Raw genomic sequence first — 24,715 nt, 5'->3', positions numbered from 1 at the left:
AACTAAGGATAAAAAATGATTACAGCCTGAAAAGAGAAAGCAATACCCCCTGAAAGATTTATATACCTTATATATTATTTATATTATATATAATATTATTATTTATATAGTTATATATAGTATTTATTAATACTAATGTAAGGAGTTTTTCTAAAAGGCTGGGAAAGGAGTTTTTATGTCTAAAGGAAATCCTAAGCTAATGGAGAACATTGCAAAAGTGGCTGCCGAAACAGCCGTGAAAGTAGCATTCGATTACCTGGAAGAAGAAAAGAAAAAGGAGCAAAAAGTAAGGCGCGATCGTCGTATCCGGAATACTAAACTACTGTTGCGGAATTATCGTTCCTTCGTTTCCCACTGCAAGAATGTAGAGGCCGAGTTAGAATTAAGTGATGACGAGTTAATTGTTGAATTAGACGTAGATGAGCTGGCTGTAGAAGCTATCAAAAGAAGTAAGCGGCGAACTCTGGCTATGGTAAAATTCATTGACAAAATGCTTAGAGTTTACGAGATTATTTCAGCAGAATCTGGTCGCCAAGAGGAAATAAGGCAGTGTCAAACCATCTACCAACTGTACATCGGCCAAGACAAACTGACCGTCGAAGATATAGCAAAATGTCATAACGTCGTAACTCGCACAGTTCACCGAGATATTAAGGAAGCTGTCAAAGCCTTAACGTCATTGGTTTTCGGGGTGGATGGCATCCGTTTTATCGACTAGGTTCCATGTCAAAAAGATGTCAGATACAAGTCTATATAAAAGAGTTATAATGATAGTGTGAGATACTATGAAAACCCCCTTTCTACCAAAAGATAGAAGGGGGTTTTTGTGTTGTAACGACGTAAAAAAGCCCTTATATAATTAGGTAGATACTAGGCATACTATAAAATTAAACGTTACAATCCTATCAACTTCTGCGTTCACCATGGAGAGAGGTCCTAAATTTCGGGGGTCTGGATCAGTGGGACGAGTTGCCTATACATTTTCTATGCAAGATATAGATGTTTCGTGTATCGAAGCATATGCAAGAAAGCTGGGAAATAACACCGCAACTGGGTAAAGGAACGCTGCCGTATCAACGGTGTATAAGAAGTTGCATAACAGATAATATTTCGTAATGAACAAACGCTGTCATATCAACGTTTGTGTATTGACATAATTGCAGAAAAGATTTATTTTACGTAATTATGTTGAATACAATATACATCTTTATGCAAAAATACCATGCAAAAACAATGAATAAACATGCGTCCTAATTGTTTCTAAATCATAAAATATTCTGACAATTACCCCCGGGGCGGTTTTCGACATATTTTGACTCTCCTGGTACCGGAACATTTCTACCAAAATTTTTAACCTCGGGGGCGTTTTACTAGAAAGGAGCTGCGAAAATAGTGACACGAGTTACCTGTGACGAATGCGAAAAAGAGTTTACGATCCATTTACGAGAATTCGAGCATCCAGCCCATAGATTTAAAGGCTACGTCATCGAAACGTATTTTCGCTGCACGAATTGCGGGCACAAATACATTTCTTTCGTAACAGATAAGCAAGCCCGGAAAATGCAGAAGGAAATCAAACGATTCCACGAGCAGATAAAAAAGAAAAGCTATACTGGCTTGTCGGAAGAAGTGTACAAAAAAGCTATCGATGATCAGTACGTGGTTTTAGAAAAAATGAAGTCCGAGTTGAAGGTAAGAATGGACGGATTAAAAACATTGGTGGCATCCGAATAAGGGTGCTTTTTATTTTGGGAAAGGGAGATGTTGTGACATGGCAGATAAGCGCGAGTCGAACAAAGGTTTAAGTGTAAAGGTAGACGTTGATGTATCGGATGCCTTAAAAGGGCTAAAAGCATTGAAGCGTGAAACAAATGGGGTAATCAAAGGGCTAGATACATTAACAAGATCATTGCAAGAAACCAGATTGATTAGCCTTTTTACAACTGCGGAATTGCATGAAGAGTTGGCAAAACGTGCAGGTGTAAAAGGATATGTTATCGATGCGCACGGAGGTACTGCGGAAATTCGAATCGACAACAGTTATGAAGGCGGCGCTTTTGTGATAGAAGGACCTGCAAAGATAATTGTTAACACAGATTAAGAAAGGAGCGGTGGATAATGGTAAATCCACGTTTCAAATTTGACGAACGTTATTTTAAGCCAGGGCAACGGCAAGCGGCGCTTTTGTTAGTGGAATATGAGTTTACACCGAGGAAAGAACGGCAAAAAACAAAAGATCAGATTGCTGAAGAAGTAGGCGTCACTCGTATGCAGCTCCATCGATGGGATACGCAAGACGAGAATTTTATCGCGTATAAAAACCATCTTGCCTCAGGTTTTATTGACTCCCAGCTGCCGTTGGTCTTCTCAAAATTGGTAGAAGGCATCAGAAACGGCTCGATGAAGGGTATCGAATTATACCTGAAGCGTATGGGCGAATTGAACGACAAGAGTGAGGTTACGATTAATGATAAGCGCTCAGAAGTATCGTTTGAAGATAGGAAAGCGGCTTTGTTGGAGCGTCTGGGGTCTAATGGCGATGCCACTGATGTCTAAAAAAGGAGGTGCGCTGTTTTGGCGTATGTGGATGGTACCTGGCTCGACCGACCTGCGCGACAACAGCGCATCGATGATCTAGAAGAGGAGAATAAATTACTTCAGAAAGTAATAGCGGGTCCAGATGCTACAAATTTCGACCTTGATCAGCTGGAACTTAATTTGGAATTGCTGGAAAAGCTAAAACGGGTACATCGAGCGGAGTTTGATACGCTTTATATGACGTATGAGTATTTTAGTGATGACCGAAACCCGGAGAATGAATCGAACTTGATACCTGCGGGGCAAACATTAGAGGGTGCTGCGGAGTTTCATCAGGAACTTTGCGGGCTCCTTGATGAAATTTCGAGAGGGACGATTGATACAAACGTAGGCTGGTCAGTGGGGCGGAATCACGCGAAAACAGCGTATCTTTCTAATGCTTATTTGTGTAAGGAAGTCGTATTCAGACATAAAAAATATATTGTAGAGGTTTCAGAGACTACCGACGTAGCGGGGGACTTTATTAAATGGACTGTAAATCAGCTGAAGTTTAATCAAAAACTTCGAGATGATTTCGGTCCATTATTGCATCCACGGCCTGCGATGAATGAAGTCGATAATAAATACGAATTCATTACATCAACTGGCACAAAAGTAGAGGGCAAAGGAACAGGCACCCAGATGCGGGGCCTGCGGCATTTATCCTATAGACCTGATCTGTTTTTGCTCGATGATTTAGAATCTGGCGAAAATACAGGCACTCCGGAAATGCGAAAAAAGAATTTACATTGGTTTCGGTCGGAAATGCTGGAAGCTTTAGGCTTTGGCGGTACGTGCATTTATATGGGTACCATCGTCCATTACGATTCGCTTTTAAATCACGTTTTAACCAAGCGTAAAGATTTTACGTCGCGGAAGTTTCCAGCTATTTTGTCCTGGGCGGAACGCGGAGACCTTTGGGAAGAATGGCGACAGCTGTACAACGAAGATCGTGAAGATTCGAGAGAACGAGCTGATGCTTTTTATGCAGAAAACGAAGAAGAGATGCTTAAAGACACGAAAGTATTATGGCCGCAACGTTACTCGTATAAATACTTTATGGAAAAACGAGAGGATATGGGTACCCGGGCATTTAATCAGGAATATCAAGGTAACCCTATCGATGAGGAGTCCCAGGTATTTAAGCCGGAGCAAATAGTTTATTACGTCGATTCAGATTTAGAGGGAAAAGAATTTGACCATTTCTGCGGAATTGACTTTGCGATGGGGAAAGAAAAAGGCGACTACGGTGCGATTATCACGTTGGCCAGAAATCGAAAAACGCAAATCTGTTATGTGGTTGATGCCTTTATTGAGCGGGTACATCCTGATAGGTTACTAGAAAAATCAGTGGAATTGACTCTTAAATATCAATATGAGGGTATGGCTGTTGAAGCGCAGCAAGCTCAGGAGTGGTGGGCAGAAAAGTTAGAGGAAGCGCTACAGAAAGAAGGCTACCCATCGAAAACTAGACTTAAACAAATTAAGCAGCGAACACGAAAAGCGCTTCGGATTGAATCTCTTTTGCCTGATATTCAAAGTGGGAAAATACGATTTAAAAAAAGTCAGCTTTTATTACTCGAAATGTTTGAGCTGTATCCGAACCATAATCACGATGACGGGCCAGATGCTTTGCAGATGGCTTTTTCTATTGCCGGTGGAAGGAAGAAACGAAAAGCCGGTAACGCCGGATCCTATAGATATGCAAACTAGAGAAAGGAGGGGATTACCATCGTTTTAGCTGACAGAAATTTAATGAACCCCTTTGTTTTTGAACAACCCTTGCAGATAGCGTTTGGTTATAACGAATACCAGCGAATTGTTGAAGAAATACAGCTTTATAAACGTTATGAAGGCTCACTTAATGTGTGGACAGGCTATGAAAAACCGAAAGACCTGGACTATGAGCCGACACAATTAAACATCAATTATTTACGAAGATTAGTTGACACGATAGCTGCATGGCAATTCGAAAAAGAGCCGAAAGTCGCCGTTGCTCCGGACGTTTTAGATGACCCATCGCTCATGTTGTTACCTGAGTATGAGCCCTCCACTAAACAACAAACAGAAAACAGTCGGGCGAAAGCAAAGGAGCGCCTCATACAATGGGTATGGGATGACAATCGGATGCACGAAAAGTTATTAGCCGCAGCAAAAGACCGGTCTATTTCTCGGACTGGCGTGTATGCGCGTTTACATTACGATAAGCGGCGCGGCGAATTAAAAATATTGTGGCACCCTTCCTACGAGGTCATTCCCATCTACAATGAGTGGGATACGGATCAGCTGGACGCTATCCATTTTTCTGCTTGGTTAGACGAAGAAGGAACGAAGTTGTGGAAACTCTCATACTACCTGGTTTGGAAGGGCGATGAGGAAACTGGTGCTTATGATTGCGAAATCGAGGAAGCAGTTTATGACTCCGGGTTAAAAGTTGTGGATAGTATAGTAGAACGCTCATCGATGGGGCTTGATTTTATCCCTGTGATTCCCATTCCTACGGAAAAGTTATCTGGTGATTTACACGGTTTTTCCGAGTTGGAGAAAATGATCAATATAGCGGATGAGATTGACCGGAAAATGAGTGATTATTCGGATGCTTTAAGGTTTGAGATGTTTGCTATAACGCTTTTAATGAATGTAGACGAGGACCCGAAAAACCCTTTACGAATTAGCCCATCAGCTAAATGGAACCTTGGTGACGGCGATGATGGCAACAATCCAGAAGCTAAAAAGCTGGAAAGTGGCTTTAAGTTTAAGGAAACCATTGAGGCTTATTTGGACCGTATGTATGAGGCGCTGCATGAGATTAGTGAAGTACCTGTCGTTAATACCAGTGATATGAAAACTGGTGGGATTAATGATATGGCATTGAAGCTATTATTCTCAACTATTATCTCTAAAACTCAGCGGTCCTGGATTATCTGGCAATCTCGTTTACAGACGTTGAACGAGTATATTTTGCGTTATATGAAAGCACGCCAGGAGCACCCACGCTTTAAATACGACAAAGAGTGGCTTGCTCAAGTAGACAATTATTATTACAGCAAAATCATTTTTGGGTTACCGCTGCCACAGGACCAAAAAGCATTAGTCGAGCAATTGGGTGAGGAAATCGCTACTCAAATTGAATCAATTAAGGGCGCGATTACCCGTTCTGGAAAAGAGAATGCCGAGGCCAAGCTCATGGAGATTATCGCGGAGCGAAATTTAATGCGGCAGTCGCAGGATCCGTATAACAATACTGGAGGCGGTTAAGAAATGACAGAAGTTAAACACGATTTATTAACTAACAAATATACTAAGGTTTTTCACGAGAACCAGGACAAAATTTTATTCAACGCACCTCATAATTTTAGTGTGCAAGATCATGAAGGGAATATTCTTTCCCACATTGATTTCCAATGCGGCCCAATCAAAGAAAACGGCGTGAATGGAGTCGCTAATGAGGATTTGCTCGTTATGGTATTAACCCGACTTGAAGGTTTCCAGAATAGTGAATTTCGTTGTCGTGAAAATGCACTAGCGATTACTAAAATCGAAGAAGCTTTATTATGGTTGCGTAAACGAACAATGGGCAGAGAAAATCGGGGAGTAGAAGGTACTCATATAAAATAAATCCGGGCCTAACGTGACAGTCGTTGGGCCTTTTCTAATGGTTCCGAATAATGTCCTACGATATGACGAAAAACTATCGGCTTAGTAATCTAATAGTCTACTCGGACTAAAAACGTGGGAGGAAGTTATGAAGCTAATAAAATCGTATTTTATGAGTATTTGGTTACTCTTTTCCAAAGAAAAAGAGGTTGTAGAAAAGAAAAAGTCACCATTTCTGTTGCCTTTGGATTTACAGCTTTTTGCCGAAGATCCAAACGACCCACCAGCTGATCCACCGCCTGCAGACCCACCAGGAAAAACATTTACGCAGGAAGAGCTCGACAAGATTGTCGCTGATCGTTTAGCCCGCGAAAAAAAGAAGTTCGCAGACTATGACGAAAAGGCTAAAAAGTTAGAAGAGCTTGAGAAGGCGGAAGCAGACCGTAAAAAGTCACAAATGGATGAAGCGGAGCGGCTTAAGTTGGAAAAAGAAGAGGCTGATAAAAAAGCGTTAGATGCGGAAGAAAAAGTAAAAAAGGCCCAAGAAGCAGCTAATCAACGTATTTTAAATACGGAGATTAAAAGTATCGCCCGCGCGCTTAATGCTAATGATCCAACCGATGTCTTGGCACTCCTTGATAAGTCATCTATCGAAATTGACGATGAGGGAGATGTCAAAGGGGTGGAAGAGGCCGTAAAAGCCTTGAAGGAGACGAAACCTTGGATGTTTAAAGCGGCAATTGGTGCGGATGCAGGTGGCGGGGGAAATCCTGCGAAGCATCCGAATCCGAATGAGTTAACTGTGAAGGAAAAAGAGCTCGCGGACCTGAAAGAACAAGCTTTAAAGAATCCTAGATTGGCAGGAAAAGTTACCAAACTATTTAACGAGATTTTGGAATTACGAAAGAAAAAATAAAAATTTTAGGAGTGTTTATCTATGGGACAAGTACAATTAACGTATGAATTTCAACAACAAATTCGTCAAATGCAGGCAAATGTTGATTTGATTTTAGCAAAGGCACCGGTCCTTTTTGGTTTAATCGGTACTGGAGACGCTTTAATGCAAACAAAATTCGAATGGCAGAATGATTACCTTAACAGTGATATGGGAGTAGTTAAGACGGCTGCTTTAGCTGCAGATACCAGCATCACTTTAAAAACAGGTGAGGCTCGTAAGTTTACTGTGAACGCTTTGGTTCAAAATGGCCTTGAGGTATTACGTGTTTCTGCCGTTGATGAAGCGACTGATAAGATTACTGTTACCCGTGGGTTTGATACAACTACTCCGGAGGCAATCGCTGCAGATGCTGAATTAAAGGTTATTGCACGGCCACGTCCAGAAGGGGAAGATACTTTCCGAAAGAATGAGATCAATGACCGTCTAGTGTCATTTAACTACTCTCAGATTTTCTCTCGCTACGCTGCAGTGTCTCGTACCCAGCAACAAGTTAACACATACGGCGTAGAGGACGAGCTCGATTACCAGGTTAACCTACGATTACAGGAAATGGTTCGGGAGCAAAATAACTCACTGATTTATGGCCGCAAATATGTTGGTTCAGGTTCACAGCCTCGTACTACTGGTGGTTTGTTCGCGTTCGCAAATGAGCAAGGTTCATTCAACAAAGATTTTGCGGATGCTGAAATCAGCGCTAAAGGTTTAAATGATGCAGTTGAAGCAGTATTTACTCGCGGCGGTTCTGTTAACACTATCCTATGCGCACCAAACCAAGCACGTCAGATTACTAAGTTAGCTGGTAATACTATTCAAACAAGTCGCGGTGAGACTCAAACAGGTCACCAAATCCTTTCATTCGTTTCTGACATGCCAGGTGGAGCTATTTCCAGTGTAGTTGTGGATCAGAACATGCCTAAGGATCGTGCGCTTTTACTTGATGTTGATAAAATTAAAGCACGTTATTTAACTGAAGCATACGACCAAGATGCTACTTTGGCCGGCGGAGATTACTTCTCTCGGGTGGTTCGTGCTGAACTTGGGTACGAAGTTAAAAATGCGAAGGAATGTGTCGCGGTTCTTTCTAAAATTTCTAAAACAATTTCCTAATGACAGGGCGAGCCTTAGTGCTCGCTTTTTCTTTTGATGAAAGGAGACTGCAAACTTGGCCAAATATAAAACACTACCAAACTACGAACTTCACCGACCAGAAATCCACGTACAATTTAACCTGGAAGGTGCTTATGAAACGGACAATGAGGGTGAAATCACCTATTTGGACGGCTGCCACCCTTTTATCGAGAGATTAGATAAGCCGGTTGAAGAATCCAAGGAAGAACCCGAAGCAATAGTAAAGGATATCCCTAAGGATAAACCAAAAGTAAAAGAAAATCCTAAGGATAAAGAAACAGAAAAATAACGGAGGTGACGCCTAATGGCGGTATCCGACCGACTGGAAAACCGTTTAAGTAGAGTACCTGGCGTCATAGCTGCGGACATTAGCACCTGGGTTAAAGAAGCAGAGGCCGAATCAGGTATTACTGAAGCAGAAAATGAAAATGCGGTGTTTTACCTTGCGCTGGCCATCTCTTATGAAACTATAGCTTGTAGTGCTGCTCATTATTTTAAATTCACAGACGGCGAGGAATCGGTGGATAAATCGAATATCTTTTCGAATTATATGAAGCTCGCAAAAGAGGCTCGAAAACAATACCGGAAGCAGGTCCGTGGAAGATCCGGCGCTAGTCAATCCCATGTAGCCAGGGCAGATGAATACCATGAATAATCAGCAGAAACTTGACGATATTTTTAAAAAGCTATCCGTAGGTTATAAAAAGTTAAACAAGGAACAAATCGCCTTTGCAATTAAGGAAATTTCGAGAGTGCGCGGCGATTTGGCAGATATGCTGTCTGATTACGCCGGTAAAGACGGTACGATTCAAAAACAACGCATGTCCCGTTTGCTTCGTGAATTGGACGAAGTTGAGGACCTAATCCGTCAATACGGCACTACAGCAATGGACTCTATTATTAGAGATTCAGCGGCATGTGCTACGACAGGCATTAATACAGGGTTAGCGGCTATTGGCGCGAAAGCTGTTGCCCAAATGGAACGCTTAAACCGTGATATTTTTGAGTACGTCGTGAAACGGTTTGGTGAGGACGGTCTTGTTTTATCTGACCGTGTTTGGCGGCTTAGCGGCGATATGAGAGACAATCTATCAAAAGTATTGCGCACCGATATCTTAAAAGGCGAATCTGTCAGTACCATGATAGCGAATATACGTCGTGTCCACGATAACGAGACCTGGAAGATTAAAAGACTGGTAGTAACGGAAGGCAATACAGCCTACCGCACGGCTACTGCTATGAATGCCAGTCGAAGTGATGTGGTAACAGCCTTACGGGTCCATCGCGGCGTGGCGAATCGTCCAGAGCACCGATGTACTCAGTTAGAACAACTAGATAGGTACGGTATGGGGGCAGGACTTTACCCACCGTCTGATCATGAAATTTATAATATGCACGTGAGTTGCACAGGTTTTTTAACATATGAACTGGACGAAAGATATCTCTAGGAGGTGATTACCCTGCTAACGCAATCTGATATCGATTTTATGAAAGAAACACGTAAGGAAATGGTTTCGAACCGTGAGTCTCCTATCACGCTGGTTTACGAAGGCGAAGGTGTAAAGGATCCTATTACTGATGAAGTCATTGGTGGAGGGGAAAAAGAAAAACCAACATCCGGCGTAGTCACTGAAATTTCGTCTCAAGCGAAAATTGACCGTTATTTATCAAACGGTATCGAGGTCGAAAAAGGGGATATCTGGTTTAGTGTGGCTATTGAGGAACTAGCTGATATTTACGAAAACATTACTGGTGCAATTTATGATGGTAAAAAATATGAAGTGCAATCCAAAGACAAAAAAGGCATAGGTAAAAGAAATCGTGCTGAGTTTGTTGGGAGGTTGATTACGTGAGCAATCGAACGTTTAGCGTTAAGGTAGACGGACTCGATGAACTTTTACAAGCGCTGGACCCTGGACCAGTTGTAACGGACATCGACCGTATCACGGAAGCTTATACAAGAAAAATGGCAAACGAATCAGCCATAGGAGCGCCGCGAAAAACTGGAAAACTAGCCAACTCTTTTCCGTCTAGTGTAAGGAAAGAGGGAGGCTTTGGGGCGAAAACGAAATCATGGATTTTATTTGGTAAAGCCACGACTGCCGTTTGGTCTTTTGGCTCCGACCTACCTTATGCGCTGAAGCAGGAATACGAGCATCGAAGCAAAAAAGGATTTGTCCGCAAAGCTGTTTGGAATAACCGAGAGGCGTATCGAGAAAAAATCAGAGAACGTCTAGGTCAGATGGGGCGGCGGTAAGGATGCAATTAAATTTGCAGCGCTCTTTAAAATCTCATCTACAGACAAAAGTAGGCATCCCAGCTATTTGGGTTTACGATGGGGTTAAACTTCCAATAGTAAAGCCCTTTATCACGGTTGAACAAATGCAAAACAACAATGAAATTATCTCGAAACAGCGGGAATCTATACAAACAACTTACCGCTTTCAGGTTGGTTTGCATGCTAGCTCTGCAAATGAGCGAGTGAGAAGGCAGGAAGAGATAAAACAGATATTTTTATTTGATGAAATTGAATTATTAGACGCAGATACGCCGGGCCAATCGCTCGGTTTTTTTAATACAAACTTATCAGCTGAAGTACCGATGCCGGCTGATGATCTTAGCGACAAAACAAGTTATCATCGCGTGTATTTCGATATCGAAGTAGACGTGACATTTAATAGGAGGCGGTTATAAATGAGCATTGAATATCGCGGAGAAGAAATATTGTTCGCAGTGTCCATTCCCCCAGAAACGACTGGAGAGGCAACAATCGTTCGCCCGTTTAACCAAACTGGCGGTTCTACTAGTATTTCGGCAGATTCAATTGATTTGGATACAAAGGATAAAACGGGATCTGATTACGGAAAGGTGACCCAAGAGGTATCTCTTGAAGGTGTTATTTCAACGGGTGACCCATTCATTCCCTACATCAAAAAAGCAATCCGAAATAAAGAATTCGTGAAAATTTACGAAATTGATACACGTACTAAGAAAGCTGAAAGCGGCATGTACATGATTTCCTCTTTTGAGAAATCATTTGGAAATGGTGATTTTGCAACATATTCGCTGAGCGGCTCTTTGAATGGTGTTACGACTGAAGAAACTTTAACAAAGGTTCCAGATGGCGCACAGTCATAAACAGATGGCGAGCTAATAATTAGCTCGCTTTTTTAATTTTGAGCATAAACCGAGAGGGGTTTTTATAGATGGCACGTTTTGAAATTGATGGAAAAGAGTATGAACTAAAACTAACTTTTGAAAGTGTAAAGCATTTGAATGGGCAGTTTGACGGCGGGTCAATGGAATTGATTGGGCGAGCGATGATGGGCGATTTAGACACTTTTATAAAAATTGTACATGCTGCGCTTTTCCACGCTGGTCAAAACTTTTCTTTTGCCGTAGTAGAGAAGGAAATCGAAAAAGCCTTCGCTGAAGAAAAATTGGATATGGACTATGTGCTAAAAGTGTCGAATGAGGTAGTAGTGGAGAGTTTTTTCTACAAAACGACAGCGGCCAAGTTACTAAAGAGCGATCCGAAAGCAGCGGAACAGTTCAAGATGCTAATGAATTAAAGGAAGAGAAAATTGATATTGACCAAGTTAAATTCGATGGTTGGCGGTACTTGGGATTACGGCCAAGTGAAGTATTATCTCTTACACCTCGCGAATTTAATATCATGTTAAAAGCCCAACGAGAACGTGGATTTGACGACATGGAAAAAGAAGCCCGAATTGCTATTATCCGTGAATCGGCCCATCGAGCAAAAAGACCAAAAGCTGCAGATTTATTTAAGCGCCCGGCTGAAGAAATTGCCGAAGCAAACTTACAAAAGAAAGTTGAACAAGCGGAACATGCTGCTGAGTGGCTATCACAGTTTGAATTCAAATAAAAGAGGAAAGGAGGTAAATCATGGAGATACCAGGTTTAGTAGTCCGTATCGGTGCGGATATATCCAACCTGACAAGCGGACTCCGAAACGCGACTAGTCAATTAGGCAATTTTACACGTGCACAAGAAAAAGGATTTCAAGCCTTAGGTACTATCGGAAAAGTGGTCACAGGATTTGGGGTAGCAACAGCTGGCGGTTTAGGTTTGGCCGTTAAGACAGCTGCTGATTTTGAGCAACAAATGTCAAAAGTTAAAGCAATCAGTGGGGCCACAGGAAAAGACTTTGACAATCTGACATCTACAGCTAAAAAGCTTGGAGCGACAACGGCATGGACGGCAAAACAAGCCGGAGAAGGTATGGAATACTTGGCACTTGCGGGGTGGAAAACAAACGATATTATCGCTGCTATGCCAGGGATGTTGGACCTTGCGTCGGCAGGATCATTAGATTTAGGACGTGCAGCAGATATCACATCAGATACCATGCAAGCCTTTGGGATTTCGGCTAAAGATGCCACTCACGCTGCGGACGTGTTTGCTTATGCCCAGGCTAATGCGAATACGAATGTGGAGCAGTTAGGCGAGGCACTTAAGTACAGCGCCCCTGTAGCTCATGCGCTCGGATGGACGTTGGAGGAAACAGCTGCTGCGTCTATGGCGATGGCTAATAGTGGATTGAAAGGTTCAATTGCCGGCCAAGCATTTGCGTCCTCGATGGCCCGTCTAGCGAAACCAACAAAAAAAATGCAAAAGGTAATAAAAGAAACAGGCATTGCTTTTTTTGACGCCCAAGGAAATATGAAATCTATGCCTGATTTAGTTGCAGAGATTGAGAAGGGTACAAAAGGAATGACCATGCAGCAAAGGTCGGCCACATTGTCTATTTTATTCGGTGCAGAAGCTTATAAGCATTGGGCTATTTTATTGGGGACTGGTTCTGAAAAACTTAGAAGCATGACCGATGATTTGCATCATGCTGATGGTGCGGCATCCAAGATGGCCAAAACGATGTTAGACAATTTAAACGGTCAACTTATCTTGCTTAAATCATCGATTGAAGGCGCGGCAATTTCTATCGGTAACGCGCTTATCCCCATGCTAAGGACAATGACTAAATTCATTAATAAAGTAGTAGATGGGTTTAATAGTTTAAGTGACAGAACGAAAAACTTTATTGCGATTGGTTCTGCGTTAGCTGCAGCATTTATGCTTGTTGTAGGTCCAATGCTCATTATGATTGGTTTTATCCCGTCTATTATAAGCGGGTTTGGTGCAATCGCTACGATGGTTGGGATGACATCGGGTGCATTGTTACGTTTAATACTAGTCACTGGTGGATGGGTCACAGTTATCATGCTGGTAATAGGGGCATTAATTCTTGCATATCAAAAATGTGAGTGGTTTAGAAACGCGGTAGACTCCTCTTGGGCGTGGATCGTTAAGGCTACAAAAGCGACAGGTGAGTGGATTAAATCCGCCTTTGGTACAGCTGTTGATTGGACAGTACAAAAGATTAGTCAAATAAAACCTGCGGTTATAGCAATTGGCGGGTGGTTTTCCGATGCTTTTAACGGAGCTGTATCTGCAGTATCGTCATTCTTTAGCGGGCTGAGCGAGAAATTTGGCTTTGTTGGAAAATTAGTGGATTATATCAAAGATTCATTTTCTTCTGTGGAAAACGTTATTGCAACCTTGGCTCCATTAGTTACGCGACTAGCACTAGGATTTCTGGGGATATCAGGCCCTGTTGGATGGATTATAGGACTCGTGGTATCACTCGGTGCGACTTTATTTAAATTGTCGAAAGACAATGAAAGTGTTCGAGCGGCTTTGTCGTCCGTCTGGAATGGCTTAAAAACTGTATTTGAATCGGTGATGTCTGCAATCCAGCCAATTATTGATGCTTTTGCACAAGCGTTTGTTGATTTAGCTCCTCAATTTGCTCAAACAGGAAAAGTAATCGGTGATAGCCTGGCGTCACTAGGTCCCACATTTGCTCAATTAGGACAAGCATTTGGCGGACTTCTTGGTGCGATTTTTGAACTGATCCCTTCATTATTAGAGGTAGGAAAAACTGTATTTAATTTGTATATTGACTTTTTACCGCAATTGCTTAACATCGCCGTCCAAGTATTTCAGGGTATTTTCACAATCATAAAGACAGTCGTACCGGTTATTATCAACTTAATCAAAACGATTGTACCAATCATTGTAATGATTATCACTACAGTCCTACCAACTCTATTAAAAGTAGTCGCAAGCGTATTCCAGATGATTGTTTCTGTTATCGTAGCAGTCATGCCTGTTATTATCGGTTTAATCCAGGCAATTATTCCAGTAATCTTGCAAATTGTACAAACTGTGCTGCCGTTGCTGTTATCCATCATTCAAGCGGTATTCCCAGTTATTCTGGCCATTATCCAAGCTGTATTACCTGTGGTTATTGCGATTATCAACATAGCTGCGGATATTATTACAAATGTATTGGTGCCGGCCATTGGTTTTATTTTGACGATCGTCCAGGCTGTTTTCCCCGTCATCGTGCAAATTATCGATGCGGCGATGAAAATTGTCATGGGGATCATCCAGGTAGTAACAGGCATCATAAAAGGCGACTGGAGCACAGTGTGGAATGGTATTAAGAGCATCTTATCCGGTGTATGGGATGCGATTAAAGCAATCGTAGTCGGTGCTATTAATATCGTAAAAACGATTATTAGCGGAGCCTGGACATTTATTAAAAGCTCTACGCAAACAGCGTGGAACGCTGTCAAGTCGTTATTTTCATCCGTGCTTTCTGGAATCGTCAATATCATAACTTCTCAATTTAATGCGATGAAATCTATCGTCAAGTCGGTTACAGACTCTATTAAAGGTGTAATAGAAACTGGATGGAATTCGGCTGTTAATTTCCTGAAAAGTATCGACCTGATGGAAATTGGTAAAAACATCATCCAAGGTTTAATCAAAGGTATCAGCTCAATGGTAGGAGCAGTTAAAGATGCTGTAACTGGTATTGGCAAGAAAATCAAAAATGGATTTACTGATTTCTTTAGTATTAAGTCCCCGTCTCGATTAATGATATCTCTTGCTAAGCACATCCCAGGAGGAATTATTAAAGGCATCGACGGTATGCAGAATAAAGTAGTAGCTGCAGCGAATCGCATGTCTGGATGGATGACACCTGATATCCCGAACGTTTCCATGGCTTACTCAACTCCAAGTGGTTCATACGCCACTCTTGATTCGGCAATTAATGGATCAGTCGATATTAGTTCAAGTGAAAATAACCAACTTTTAAAAGAAGTGGTTGCGGAACTTCGCAGACAGAAAAACATGATTGTTGAAATGGATTCGCGCATCGTTGGAAAAATGGTAGAAAAAACGGTGACAAGACAGCAGGATTTTAAAACTAAAAGAACACAGTATTTCGATAGTTAGGGGGTGATTAGTTGTTTGTTAGCGTGGAAAACATGATATTTAACGGCGTAGATTTGGCAGAATATTTTAACGAAAATGGTAAGAGTTATTTTGTTGTCAACGACGTTCGAGGGCGTGGAATCATGTCCTCAGAACTCGATTTAATTAAAACACCAGGAATGCCTGGTGGTCATTTATCTGATGAAACAATACCAGAACGGATTTTGGAAGTAGATATCTCTTTAAAAGGGAACTCATACCCTGATTTACGGAAAAAAGTAGATGCGCTAAGTGCTATTTTAAAAAAGAAAGACGTAGCCCCTATTGTATTTGCTGATGAAACAGACAAAACTTATTACGGAAAACTTGGTAACGTGTCAGATAGATTGGAGAAATCTTGTATCTATCAAACTACGTTATTTTTTGTTTGTCCTGATCCCTGTAAATACGGGGCTGAAAAATATATTGAGTTTACTGACATCACAAACTTAGATGTGGAAGGATCGGAAGAAACATATCCGAATATAAAAGTAGAAGTCGCAAAAGATACGACATTTTTGGCAGTCAGTGATGGTGAAAGTATAAATATGATTGGGAATCCTGCCCAAGTCACCCAGCAGCCTTTTATACGCGAAGAGCGGAAATTTTGGCACGAGATGGGCACGCTTGTTGGATGGGCGGATACCACATCGGTTGAAGAGGGGAAAAATCTCGGAACAATGAAAACAAGCGGCCGCTCCTTTTTCACGGACGCTTATGGTTCTGACCCTGGCTGGCATGGTCCAGCTAAAAAAACATCAATTGGCTCTACTATCCAAGACTTTCAGGTGGACGCACTTATTCGCCAACAAGGAAGTACGGGTCAAGTTGGCAGTATAGAGATTGCTTTACTGGATGCTAGTAATAAATTCGTCTGTAAAATGTTAATGACAAAGCGCTCGGCTGGGTCTGTAGCAAACTGGGCTAGGTTACGGGCAGGGACTGTATTAAGCGGCTATGACATCATCAATACCCGTGGGTCTTATGATAGTACGTGGGCTAATTTTAACGGCATGGTGCGACTAAGCCGTATCGGCAATGTATGGACTGCCTATGTATGTCTAATCGACAGCAAAGGGGTACAGCATACGCGAGCAGGTGCGACTTGGAGAGACAGCGTAGGAATCGCTACTGCACCAATTGCTCAGGTGCAGGTCCAATTGTGGCAATACGGGACCACTCCTGCCACAAATCAAAACATCGATGATATTAAAGTCTACAAGATTAATAACGCTGCAGATAATCAAATCCCTTATGTAGCCCGGGCTGGTGATCTAATAGAATTTGATCATGTAAAAGCTAAAATTTTAAGAAACGGTGAAGTTATTAATAAAGAAAAAGTCTTTATTGGCGATTATTTCGCATTGCAGCCAGGCGGAAATGTCTTAGCTGTTGAACCGGCAGACGCTATCGAAAAAACGGGAGTGAGGTGGAGAGAAAAATGGCTGTAGATTTTCGGCTTGAAAGAGAAGTAAACCCACCTATCGGAGAAAGCCCTGGTTTCTTGCCGCAGCACAAAAAACAAGGAACCCTGCAATATGAAGAAACAGAAGGTACCGACGGTGCATTGCATACGAAAATTGAAGGCTTGAAGACCGGTAAACATGCGGCATTGACGGTGGCTACGACGGTTGTAGAAATCACAGCTGGATTGACTGGCCGCCGGAGGTTAAAGTTTCGAGTTGCGGGATCTGATGCTGTGTATATTGGTTTTGCTGCTGATGTTACCGTTCTAACTGGATTTCCATATGCTCCAGGTCAAGCTGATGAATTTTTCTTTTCTTCTAAATCGACTCAAAAGCTTTATGCCATTGCAAAGTCATCACAGACATTGCGGATTATTGAAACAAATTAAAGGGGGTTGATGACATGCCTTATAATACAAAACCTAAAAAGACAGATGTTAATTACCAGCCAATTAATCAATATTTTAACCCAACAATAGATGATCATGAGGCGGTACAAGGTTCAGGCGGGGCTATGAATGTGCAGCTTATTGGGAGAAAAACGGCATATCAGAGAGTAGCCGTAAACCAAGCCATTGCTGCCAATGGATTTTCATCAATAGTAGTAAATCTAGGATTAGGAACAAAAGCAATACACTTAGCGTGGAAAGCTAATGCAACAATTGCAGTAACATTAGTGGCTTGTGATGCAAATGGAAGTGCCCTTTTAAACGGGCCTAGTATTTTAGGAACTGGTGCGACTGGCTATATAAACGGTGGGCTTGTGTATGGAGAATGGGGTGGAGCACCTTATATCGGTATTTTAGTTCAAGATAAATCCGCCGCTGCTAACACAGTTAATTACATTGATTTATGGACTACTAGTGCTTAAAGGAGGTAATGAAAATGCAAATAGGTGACGTTGTTACTATTTTTGGGAATGAATATGTAATTATTGATATTCAAATAGATGAAAATGGAAATCAAGTTGTTTCTTATGCACCAATAGTACAACCTTAATTTTATACCGCTTATGACGTTCTTAAGCTGCATAAGAAAATGAAAAAAGGGGGGTATTTAAGTGGTGGTTTCAGGTGAAATTAGTCAATTAGACAGAATCGAAAAGAAAATGGACAGAATCCTAGAACTGTTGGAGGGCGAGGATCTGTCCATTTCTATTCAAGTTGATGGTAAAACTTTGGCTGAATCAGTAATTAATGAGGTCGATAGATTACAAAAAATCAATTCTTTAGCTGCACAAATACCAAAATGACCACTCCGATTCTGAGTGGTCATTTCTATGGAGGTGATTATCATGTTATGCCGAGTATCTATTAAAGAATTTGTGATTTTAGCAATAATTACTACAGGAATCTACTTATTAATGACATGAAGGAAAGAAGTAGAAAGCTGAATATTAAAAAGCCTAACAATGGTGGTATCAAAGTAAGAATAAAGTCTATATACATTTTAGGCTTATATCTATATTGGTTATTGTTGAGCCGATAATAAATGTTTCGAGTCGGTAGGAACATTTTCCTTCGTGTTCGTTCAAATTCAATATCAATATAACGACATAAGTCACTAAATATTTCTTGTAAAAATTCAGAAGATCTTTTATTTTCGATTCCTCTTTTTAGAAGTCGGGACCAATGAACAATTGACGGTGATATTAATTCGTAGTGATTATTTACAATCGAATTAAGTTCTTCAGATACTTTTCTTAATTCATTCATTTCTATATCTTGGATATTTTTATACAAGATTGGTTCTAAGAGAAGAAACATTGGTAAATAAGCTTTGTAGAGTTGGTCCTCTAAAGGCTTCTTAGAAAATTGATATTTAAAGGCATAGTATATAAGGTAAATACTTAAAAATATTCCTAGCCAAGGTAATAAATATTGGGTGAAAAAATTCGCCATTAGATTCATCCTTTTTAATTTATTAATTCAAGTACATCGGTTATTTTACAGTTCAAGACTTCACAGATTTTTGCTAAATTATCTAATGGCAAACGGATAGTTTGATTGCGGCACATTTCGTTGATCGATGGTTGCCTGATACCAGTCAGCCTGGACAACTCGTTCTGTGAAATATTTCTCTCTTGCAAAAGCTTATCAAGTTTTAAAATTACTTTCATAGGCCTTTCCTCCTGTTTAATAGATTTATGCGTTTTAGTTATTGATACGTTTAGTGTATAACGATATACTAGATTTAATCAATACGTTAAACGTATAAAAGGAGGAGGAAATACTTTGAGAATATCAGAAGCATGGGAACTTTATTTACCGGACAAGCAAATAGCAGGTTATTCAGCCAACACCTTGGAGCAATACGAAATCCAAATAAACGTAATGATTAGGCACATGGGTGACATCAAAATTGAATCAATTATTACACCAGATTTAAAGAAATACATTGCAAAAAGAAGAGATACCCTAAAAACAAACAACAGCTTAGCACATCTTATAAGATTTATTCGCGGTTTTTTTCGCTGGGCACACGAGGAAGGGTACATCGATACGAATCCAGCTTGGAAAATTAAAGAGCCGAAAGAATCAAAACGGGTACCAAAATACATCAAAGAAGAAGAGCTTGAATTAATACGTGAAGCTGCCAAGGGAGCAAGAGAAAAAGCATTAATAAATTTATTGTACTCCACAGGCTGTAGAATCGGTGAAATAGCCAAATTAAATCGCAACCACATCAACTGGGAGCATAAATCAATCATCGTCATTGGAAAAGGCGACAAAGAGCGCGAAGTATATTTTGATACAAAGACCTATCTCTGGCTAAAAGAATACATGGATAGTAGAAAAGATGATTGCGAGTCTTTGTTTGTTACACTAAGAGATCCACGAAGAGCAACAGTCGATACACTAAGGCGTTGGGTTAAAGACATTGCAAAACGCGTGATAGAGACAAACATCTATCCTCACAAGTTCCGGCACACTTTTTGCCAGCATCTTGTTGACAGAGGCGCACCCATTGAAGCGGTCAGTGATTTAGCCGGCCATGCCCGTGTATCAACAACAAAAATTTATGCAAACATGCGCGGAGAGCAAAGACGCGCTATATATACAAAGTATTTTTAAGAGTCCACTTTTGGGCTCTTTTTTTATGCAAAGGCGGTGACAAAATTGCCAATCACTCAGCATGCAGGTATGTACATTGGAAACAATGATTCCAAAAGAAACAATCAGAAAAGAAATGGTGCGCTCGTTCACATTCTTGATAAGCAGGATGATAGCATCATCGATACATTGAGCAGTAAAAAAGGCGAGATGAAGGAACCGATTCGAGTCTCGTCGCTCGAAAATCGAAATACATTTGACTTTACCGCCTTAAAGAAATTTGAATATCTTGAAAAGCTAAACCGACTCCTTGTCCAAGATAGTGACGGAATTTTTCAGGAATATATCATTCATTACGCGGAACAAGTGAATCACGAAGAAAAAGATATTAAAGCCAATGCAAGCTTTGTTGGCTTAAAAAAAGCCAAAGTCATAAATCCGCAAGTCCTTACAGGCGCAACTTCATCAACAGCTGTAGACCTTGCATTATCCAGCACAGAGTGGCAGCCGGGTATCATTGAGTATACATTTATTCGAAGTATTACAATTGATCAGCACACGGATCCTTACAGCTTTTTAAAAGTGATTGCCACTACATTCGACTTGGAAATATCTTTTCGTATCGAAGTAAGCGGCAATAAAATCACCGGCCGATATGTTGACATGAAAAAACAGATGGCTGGATTCGAAGGCAAAGAAATCACTTTTGGCAAAGATTTAATCGGTATCCACCGCATCGAGGATAGTAGCAGAATAGTAACCGCTCTGCTTGGACTAGGCCCCCAAAAAGATGATGGAACCCGCCTATCCGTGCTGGTTGCAGATGAAGCAGCTTTGCAACGCTGGGGCAGAAACGGTCGGCATTTAATCGAGGTGTACGAACCAGAGTCGGATGATCAAGATATGACAGAGTCAAGATTAAAGACTCTTACAACGACCGAACTAAAAAAACGTGTAGATGCAATCGTATCATATGAAGGTGAAGCTAACTCGCTTGAACACGTTTTTGGCCATGATCATGAAAAGGTACGCGTGGGGCGAACTATGCGGATTAAGGATGATTATTACAGCCCTCCTTTATATTTAGAAGCTAGATTCCAAGAAACGACTGAAAACGTTTCTCTAAGGCAGATTTTAGGATTTAAGCTTGGTAACTTCATTGAGTTTAAAAAAGCGGATCTAGAAAAACAGATCGCGAATCTTAAAAATATTATCAATGACAAAATCTCAAAAATGATTACGTGCAAAATCGAAACATCTTCTGGGACAGTGTTTAAAAATGATGACTGGGAAGAAGTAATGGTAACAGCCAAAGTATTTTTGGCCGGCCAAGAAACGGACTTTGACGGCACCCGATATAACTATTGCTGGACATGGAAAGATAAGTTTGGAAATATAATTGGGCGATTTGACCAATTAAAATCATTTATGGTCGAATCGCCAGAGGTAGACGAAAAGCTAACAATTAAACTTGATGTCATGCTCGATGATAAAGTTCTCGCAACTGAGGAAATTACATTTACTAAAATTTATGACGGAGAATCAGGACCACCAGGTAGACCCGGTGAAGATGCAACTCTTTACTGGTTAGCCCTAAACAGCAGCACAATTGCAAAGTCGAATATGGGTGATTATACGCCTAAAAGTATTACGGCTACAGCTTACAGCAAGAAAGGCACGACGGCAGCTGCCACATTTTATCCCGGTCGCTTTTTTATCGCCGAAACAACCGACGGGACAACTTATGTAGATAAATATATAAGCTCGTCAAATGAGAGTATCAAAACTTATACACCTAGTCCAGGCATAAAAGCTGTAAGAGTGCAACTATCCACCCCATCAGGGTCCTTGCTCGACGAAAAGATTATTCCGATTGTGGTCGATGGGGCTAAAGGTGATACTGGCCCTCCAGGCACACCAGGAGAGCCCGGTACACCAGGAAGTGATGCCCAGTCAAAATATACATGGGTCATGTTCGCAAATGACAATAAAGGCGCAGGAATTACAAGTAATCCCGCCGGGAAATTGTGGAGAGGCTTTGCTTATAATAAATCTGACCCAACGCCATCAAACATACCAAGTGATTATAAATGGGAGTTTATCACCGATAGCTGGGTTAAATCTGGAACAGTGCTAGTCGATAGCGGCAAAATATTTGCTGACTATTTATCCGCAATTACAGCGCATTTAGGTAATATTATTTCAGGAAATATTCAAGGGGTAACCCTAACATTGGGCGGTTTAAATAACGAGTTTGGTCAAATGTCCGTACTCGGACCAAGCGGTGAGACAATCATCACTTTGGATGGTGAGCAGGGCGGATTTGACAAGCTATTCGTTGGTGACTTTTTTAGCCCTACAGTTGCCAATTTCAACGAAAAAAACATGACATTTTATGTTGATCCAAACGGCAGCGATAATAATGACGGATTAGCATCTGGTACAGCTAGGGCGAAAAGAACCATCCAGGCTTGTATTGATTTAATCCCGAAATTTAATAACGGGATAATTAATATCAACTTAAAAGCGCCCGCAGCGAATACTAGGCAAGATTACTATGAAAATGTAATTGTTGACGGTTTCTCAGGTTCTGGAGAAATTAATATTAATGGTCAAAATTGGTACAATTATTTAAATTCAAGAATCTCTATTAAAGGTTGTACAAATAAAGTCAACGTGAATGATTTAACTATTAACGTAACTTCAATTGGCGATGCTTTTGAGGTATATAACAGTTCTCATGTTAGTTGCGTATCAGTTTGGGTATACGGGCAAAACAAAGCAGGAACCGGATTTTTAAGTGATGCAGGTTCAAAACTAACATTAGTAAAATGTGAAGCTTATGACGTACTGTATGGTATTTATGCAAACTCACTATCAACAGTTTACTTGTACCAATGTAAAGGCCTAGGAACACAGCGTGGAGCATTATCCGAAAGAGGTTCGTGGGTATATTCATACATTTCACACCCAGATGGAACAGTTGGCGCTGTATTAAGTAGGTACGCATCAGGAACGACCTTAGATGGATCAGTAGCGGACAGCGGGGCTAAAACAGGCGGTGGCAAGCCAGCGCCATCGGCTCAGACCACCACGCAATGGGTGTCTAACATTGCAGACAACTGGTCTACTGCTTATAGTTCCTGGCAAGGTGGCGGCGCGCGCCAGGGTGATTATGGGTACGGTCAGCGTAAGGGCTTATGGTGGTTTGAGTCACAGCCATTTGCAGCTACGTTAAACGGCAAAACCATTAAATCTATGCGTATTTGGGTTAAAAGAGCGAGCTCAGGCGGTAGCTCTGGAAAAACTCGTATCTATTTCCACCCTCATACATTCGCGACTAAGGCAGCTACACCAAATAATCCTTCACTTGCTCTTGAGACGACTTACAACGTCTATGTGGACTTAGCTTGGGGTGAGGGCGCTTGGGTTAATATCCCGTCCACATGGTACGCAGGATTCCAGAGCGGCTCTTACAAGGGCATCGGCATATGGGCAGGGTCTACAAGTCGCAGTTATTATTCTATCATGGATGGCCAATGCTGGTTGGAGGCGACGTATTAATGAGGATAGTAGTCTATGATAATGATAAAAAAGTAGTAGACATAATCGAGGATATAAATCATCCAAAAGTTAGCGGAAATATTGTAGATTGGGAAGGCGGTTCCGTTGAGAACAACCTTCCTTTTTTGTTGCTCGAAGATTCTGTCGAGGTAAGTGAAGTGGTCACGGATGACATCATTGCTCTTGATAAAAAAAGTCAGTTTGTGAAAGTTGATGAACTAGCACAATTAAAAATAGAAAACGCTGACCTAAAACTACGCCTGGAAATGGCGGAAATGGCGATTGTTTCCTTGATGGACTTTATATAAGGAGGTGGTAAAGATGTACGCATTTATCCTCAATATGTGGGTTTTTGGCAAACTAACAGAAACACAGGTTAATAGTTATGCAGTTAAAGGGTTTATTACTCAACAAGAGGCACAACAAATACTAGCTACACCAAAAGAAGTTTAGAGGAGGTTGGTCAATGGAAGTGCAAATCGGTATCTTGGGGGCCCTCATTGGAGTATTAATCAGCGTATTAACTTTTAGTCGAAACAGGGATAAAGATGTTAAAAGTGACGCCTCGGAGTCTGCAGTAATTAAGACCAAGCTGGAGGCTATTAACTCAGGCGTGGAGTCGATCAGAATTGATATAAAGGCAAACGAAAGACACGTTTCCGAGTTATCCGAGCGTTTGATTCGGATCGACGAAAGCAACAAAGCGGCGCATAAAAGGATAGACAAATTGGAAACAAAAGGGGATGCGTAAAATGATTAACTGGCGAGTCAGATTTAAAAACCGTTTGTGGGTTGTGGCGTTTATGTCACAGCTTTTTATTTTGGCTGAAGTGCTTTTAGTTGGTGCTCATGCAGCTGGGATCACGGATTTTGCGTTAACCGAAGCGATTAAGGCTTGGGTTTTATTGCTGATCAATGCAGTCTTTGGTGTACTGTCCATGCTCGGGGTCGTGCAGGACCCAACCACACAGGGCATGGAGGATAGTATTAGGGCTAAAAATTACCGCGAACCAAATTAAAGGAGT

30 protein-coding genes are annotated in these 24,715 nt (G+C 41.2%); 29 read left to right on the top strand and 1 reads right to left on the bottom strand.

The genetic code is table 11. The features are described 5' to 3' along the window. Positions 1–199 precede the first annotated feature (199 nt). From ACIQCO_RS18550 to ACIQCO_RS18440, 23 genes are all read left to right on the top strand, one after another. Entirely contained in the window at positions 200–718 is a 519-nt protein-coding gene (locus ACIQCO_RS18550) for a hypothetical protein (protein ID WP_400431047.1), read from the top strand. A gap of 674 nt (positions 719–1,392) precedes the next feature. Then, positions 1,393–1,734 (top strand): hypothetical protein, encoded by a 342-nt coding sequence (locus ACIQCO_RS18545; RefSeq protein ID WP_400431044.1) that lies wholly within the window; start codon positions 1,393–1,395, stop codon positions 1,732–1,734. A 37-nt stretch (positions 1,735–1,771) separates the two neighbouring features. Then, positions 1,772–2,101: a BC1881 family protein gene (locus ACIQCO_RS18540; RefSeq protein WP_400431041.1), complete on the top strand. Its 330-nt coding sequence runs from the start codon at positions 1,772–1,774 to the stop codon at positions 2,099–2,101. A gap of 17 nt (positions 2,102–2,118) precedes the next feature. Continuing rightward, complete coding sequence (locus ACIQCO_RS18535) at positions 2,119–2,556, top strand: phBC6A51 family helix-turn-helix protein (RefSeq protein ID WP_400431038.1); 438 nt, start codon at positions 2,119–2,121, stop codon at positions 2,554–2,556. A 27-nt stretch (positions 2,557–2,583) separates the two neighbouring features. After that, on the top strand, positions 2,584–4,290 hold the full coding sequence (terL, locus tag ACIQCO_RS18530; RefSeq protein ID WP_400431193.1) for a phage terminase large subunit: 1,707 nt from the start codon (positions 2,584–2,586) through the stop codon (positions 4,288–4,290). A gap of 42 nt (positions 4,291–4,332) precedes the next feature. Then, positions 4,333–5,835 carry a phage portal protein gene (locus ACIQCO_RS18525; protein ID WP_400431036.1) on the top strand — a complete coding sequence of 501 codons (1,503 nt, stop codon included), beginning with the start codon at positions 4,333–4,335 and terminating at the stop codon, positions 5,833–5,835. Positions 5,836–5,838: 3 nt separating this feature from the next. After that, the gene (locus tag ACIQCO_RS18520; RefSeq protein ID WP_400431033.1) at positions 5,839–6,195 is read left to right on the top strand and encodes an Acb2/Tad1 domain-containing protein; all 357 of its coding nucleotides are present in this window, start codon (positions 5,839–5,841) and stop codon (positions 6,193–6,195) included. 127 nt (positions 6,196–6,322) lie between these two features. Then, positions 6,323–7,090 (top strand): phage scaffolding protein, encoded by a 768-nt coding sequence (locus ACIQCO_RS18515; protein WP_400431030.1) that lies wholly within the window; start codon positions 6,323–6,325, stop codon positions 7,088–7,090. Between the two features lie 21 nt (positions 7,091–7,111). Further along, entirely contained in the window at positions 7,112–8,239 is a 1,128-nt protein-coding gene (locus ACIQCO_RS18510; RefSeq protein ID WP_400431028.1) for an SU10 major capsid protein, read from the top strand. Positions 8,240–8,294: 55 nt separating this feature from the next. Beyond that, entirely contained in the window at positions 8,295–8,549 is a 255-nt protein-coding gene (locus ACIQCO_RS18505; RefSeq protein ID WP_400431025.1) for a hypothetical protein, read from the top strand. 15 nt (positions 8,550–8,564) lie between these two features. Beyond that, positions 8,565–8,915 (top strand): hypothetical protein, encoded by a 351-nt coding sequence (locus tag ACIQCO_RS18500; RefSeq protein ID WP_400431022.1) that lies wholly within the window; start codon positions 8,565–8,567, stop codon positions 8,913–8,915. Then, the gene (locus tag ACIQCO_RS18495; protein ID WP_400431019.1) at positions 8,899–9,708 is read left to right on the top strand and encodes a hypothetical protein; all 810 of its coding nucleotides are present in this window, start codon (positions 8,899–8,901) and stop codon (positions 9,706–9,708) included. Before ACIQCO_RS18500 ends, ACIQCO_RS18495 begins: the two co-directional genes overlap by 17 nt. Before the next feature lie 39 nt (positions 9,709–9,747). Next, entirely contained in the window at positions 9,748–10,113 is a 366-nt protein-coding gene (locus ACIQCO_RS18490) for a hypothetical protein (protein ID WP_400431016.1), read from the top strand. Beyond that, the gene (locus ACIQCO_RS18485) at positions 10,110–10,517 is read left to right on the top strand and encodes a hypothetical protein (protein ID WP_400431013.1); all 408 of its coding nucleotides are present in this window, start codon (positions 10,110–10,112) and stop codon (positions 10,515–10,517) included. The genes ACIQCO_RS18490 and ACIQCO_RS18485 overlap by 4 nt, the downstream gene beginning before the upstream one ends. 2 nt (positions 10,518–10,519) lie before the next feature. Further along, positions 10,520–10,954, top strand: a complete 435-nt coding sequence (locus tag ACIQCO_RS18480) for a hypothetical protein (protein ID WP_400431010.1) — start codon at positions 10,520–10,522, stop codon at positions 10,952–10,954. Further along, entirely contained in the window at positions 10,955–11,398 is a 444-nt protein-coding gene (locus tag ACIQCO_RS18475) for a phage major tail protein, TP901-1 family (protein WP_400431007.1), read from the top strand. It abuts the gene before it with no gap. Positions 11,399–11,466: 68 nt separating this feature from the next. Further along, complete coding sequence (locus ACIQCO_RS18470) at positions 11,467–11,832, top strand: tail assembly chaperone (RefSeq protein WP_400431004.1); 366 nt, start codon at positions 11,467–11,469, stop codon at positions 11,830–11,832. A gap of 104 nt (positions 11,833–11,936) precedes the next feature. Continuing rightward, positions 11,937–12,149 carry a hypothetical protein gene (locus ACIQCO_RS18465; RefSeq protein WP_400431001.1) on the top strand — a complete coding sequence of 71 codons (213 nt, stop codon included), beginning with the start codon at positions 11,937–11,939 and terminating at the stop codon, positions 12,147–12,149. Between the two features lie 20 nt (positions 12,150–12,169). Then, positions 12,170–15,589 carry a phage tail tape measure protein gene (locus ACIQCO_RS18460; RefSeq protein WP_400430998.1) on the top strand — a complete coding sequence of 1,140 codons (3,420 nt, stop codon included), beginning with the start codon at positions 12,170–12,172 and terminating at the stop codon, positions 15,587–15,589. Between the two features lie 11 nt (positions 15,590–15,600). Next, on the top strand, positions 15,601–17,058 hold the full coding sequence (locus ACIQCO_RS18455; RefSeq protein ID WP_400430995.1) for a distal tail protein Dit: 1,458 nt from the start codon (positions 15,601–15,603) through the stop codon (positions 17,056–17,058). Continuing rightward, positions 17,049–17,462, top strand: coding sequence for a hypothetical protein (locus ACIQCO_RS18450; RefSeq protein WP_400430992.1), 414 nt, complete (start codon positions 17,049–17,051; stop codon positions 17,460–17,462). Before ACIQCO_RS18455 ends, ACIQCO_RS18450 begins: the two co-directional genes overlap by 10 nt. A gap of 14 nt (positions 17,463–17,476) precedes the next feature. Continuing rightward, positions 17,477–17,944 (top strand): hypothetical protein, encoded by a 468-nt coding sequence (locus tag ACIQCO_RS18445; protein ID WP_400430989.1) that lies wholly within the window; start codon positions 17,477–17,479, stop codon positions 17,942–17,944. Between the two features lie 189 nt (positions 17,945–18,133). Next, a complete protein-coding gene (locus tag ACIQCO_RS18440; RefSeq protein WP_400430986.1) occupies positions 18,134–18,325 on the top strand; it encodes a hypothetical protein in 192 nt (63 codons plus the stop codon). Between the two features lie 663 nt (positions 18,326–18,988). On the opposite strand, the gene ACIQCO_RS18435 is transcribed toward ACIQCO_RS18440, so the two are convergent. After that, complete coding sequence (locus ACIQCO_RS18435; RefSeq protein ID WP_400430983.1) at positions 18,989–19,192, bottom strand: helix-turn-helix domain-containing protein; 204 nt, start codon at positions 19,190–19,192, stop codon at positions 18,989–18,991. Between the two features lie 115 nt (positions 19,193–19,307). Here ACIQCO_RS18435 and ACIQCO_RS18430 point away from each other — a divergent pair, with 115 nt between their 5' ends. From ACIQCO_RS18430 to ACIQCO_RS18405, 6 genes are read left to right on the top strand one after another with little or no spacing between them, the layout of a single operon-like run. Continuing rightward, a complete protein-coding gene (locus tag ACIQCO_RS18430) occupies positions 19,308–20,147 on the top strand; it encodes a tyrosine-type recombinase/integrase (RefSeq protein ID WP_400430980.1) in 840 nt (279 codons plus the stop codon). Between the two features lie 45 nt (positions 20,148–20,192). Further along, on the top strand, positions 20,193–23,690 hold the full coding sequence (locus ACIQCO_RS18425) for a phage tail spike protein (protein WP_400430977.1): 3,498 nt from the start codon (positions 20,193–20,195) through the stop codon (positions 23,688–23,690). Beyond that, the gene (locus ACIQCO_RS18420; RefSeq protein WP_400430974.1) at positions 23,690–23,998 is read left to right on the top strand and encodes a hypothetical protein; all 309 of its coding nucleotides are present in this window, start codon (positions 23,690–23,692) and stop codon (positions 23,996–23,998) included. Before ACIQCO_RS18425 ends, ACIQCO_RS18420 begins: the two co-directional genes overlap by 1 nt. Before the next feature lie 13 nt (positions 23,999–24,011). Then, positions 24,012–24,143 carry a hypothetical protein gene (locus ACIQCO_RS18415; RefSeq protein WP_400430971.1) on the top strand — a complete coding sequence of 44 codons (132 nt, stop codon included), beginning with the start codon at positions 24,012–24,014 and terminating at the stop codon, positions 24,141–24,143. 13 nt (positions 24,144–24,156) lie between these two features. Then, on the top strand, positions 24,157–24,441 hold the full coding sequence (locus tag ACIQCO_RS18410; RefSeq protein WP_400430969.1) for a hypothetical protein: 285 nt from the start codon (positions 24,157–24,159) through the stop codon (positions 24,439–24,441). A gap of 1 nt (position 24,442) precedes the next feature. Further along, positions 24,443–24,709 carry a phage holin gene (locus ACIQCO_RS18405; protein ID WP_400430966.1) on the top strand — a complete coding sequence of 89 codons (267 nt, stop codon included), beginning with the start codon at positions 24,443–24,445 and terminating at the stop codon, positions 24,707–24,709. Positions 24,710–24,715 lie beyond the last annotated feature (6 nt).

Source organism: Neobacillus sp. NPDC093127 (genome assembly GCF_044754175.1).
Classification (GTDB): domain Bacteria; phylum Bacillota; class Bacilli; order Bacillales; family Cytobacillaceae; genus Neobacillus.
This window is presented reverse-complemented; position numbering and strand designations above follow the sequence as displayed.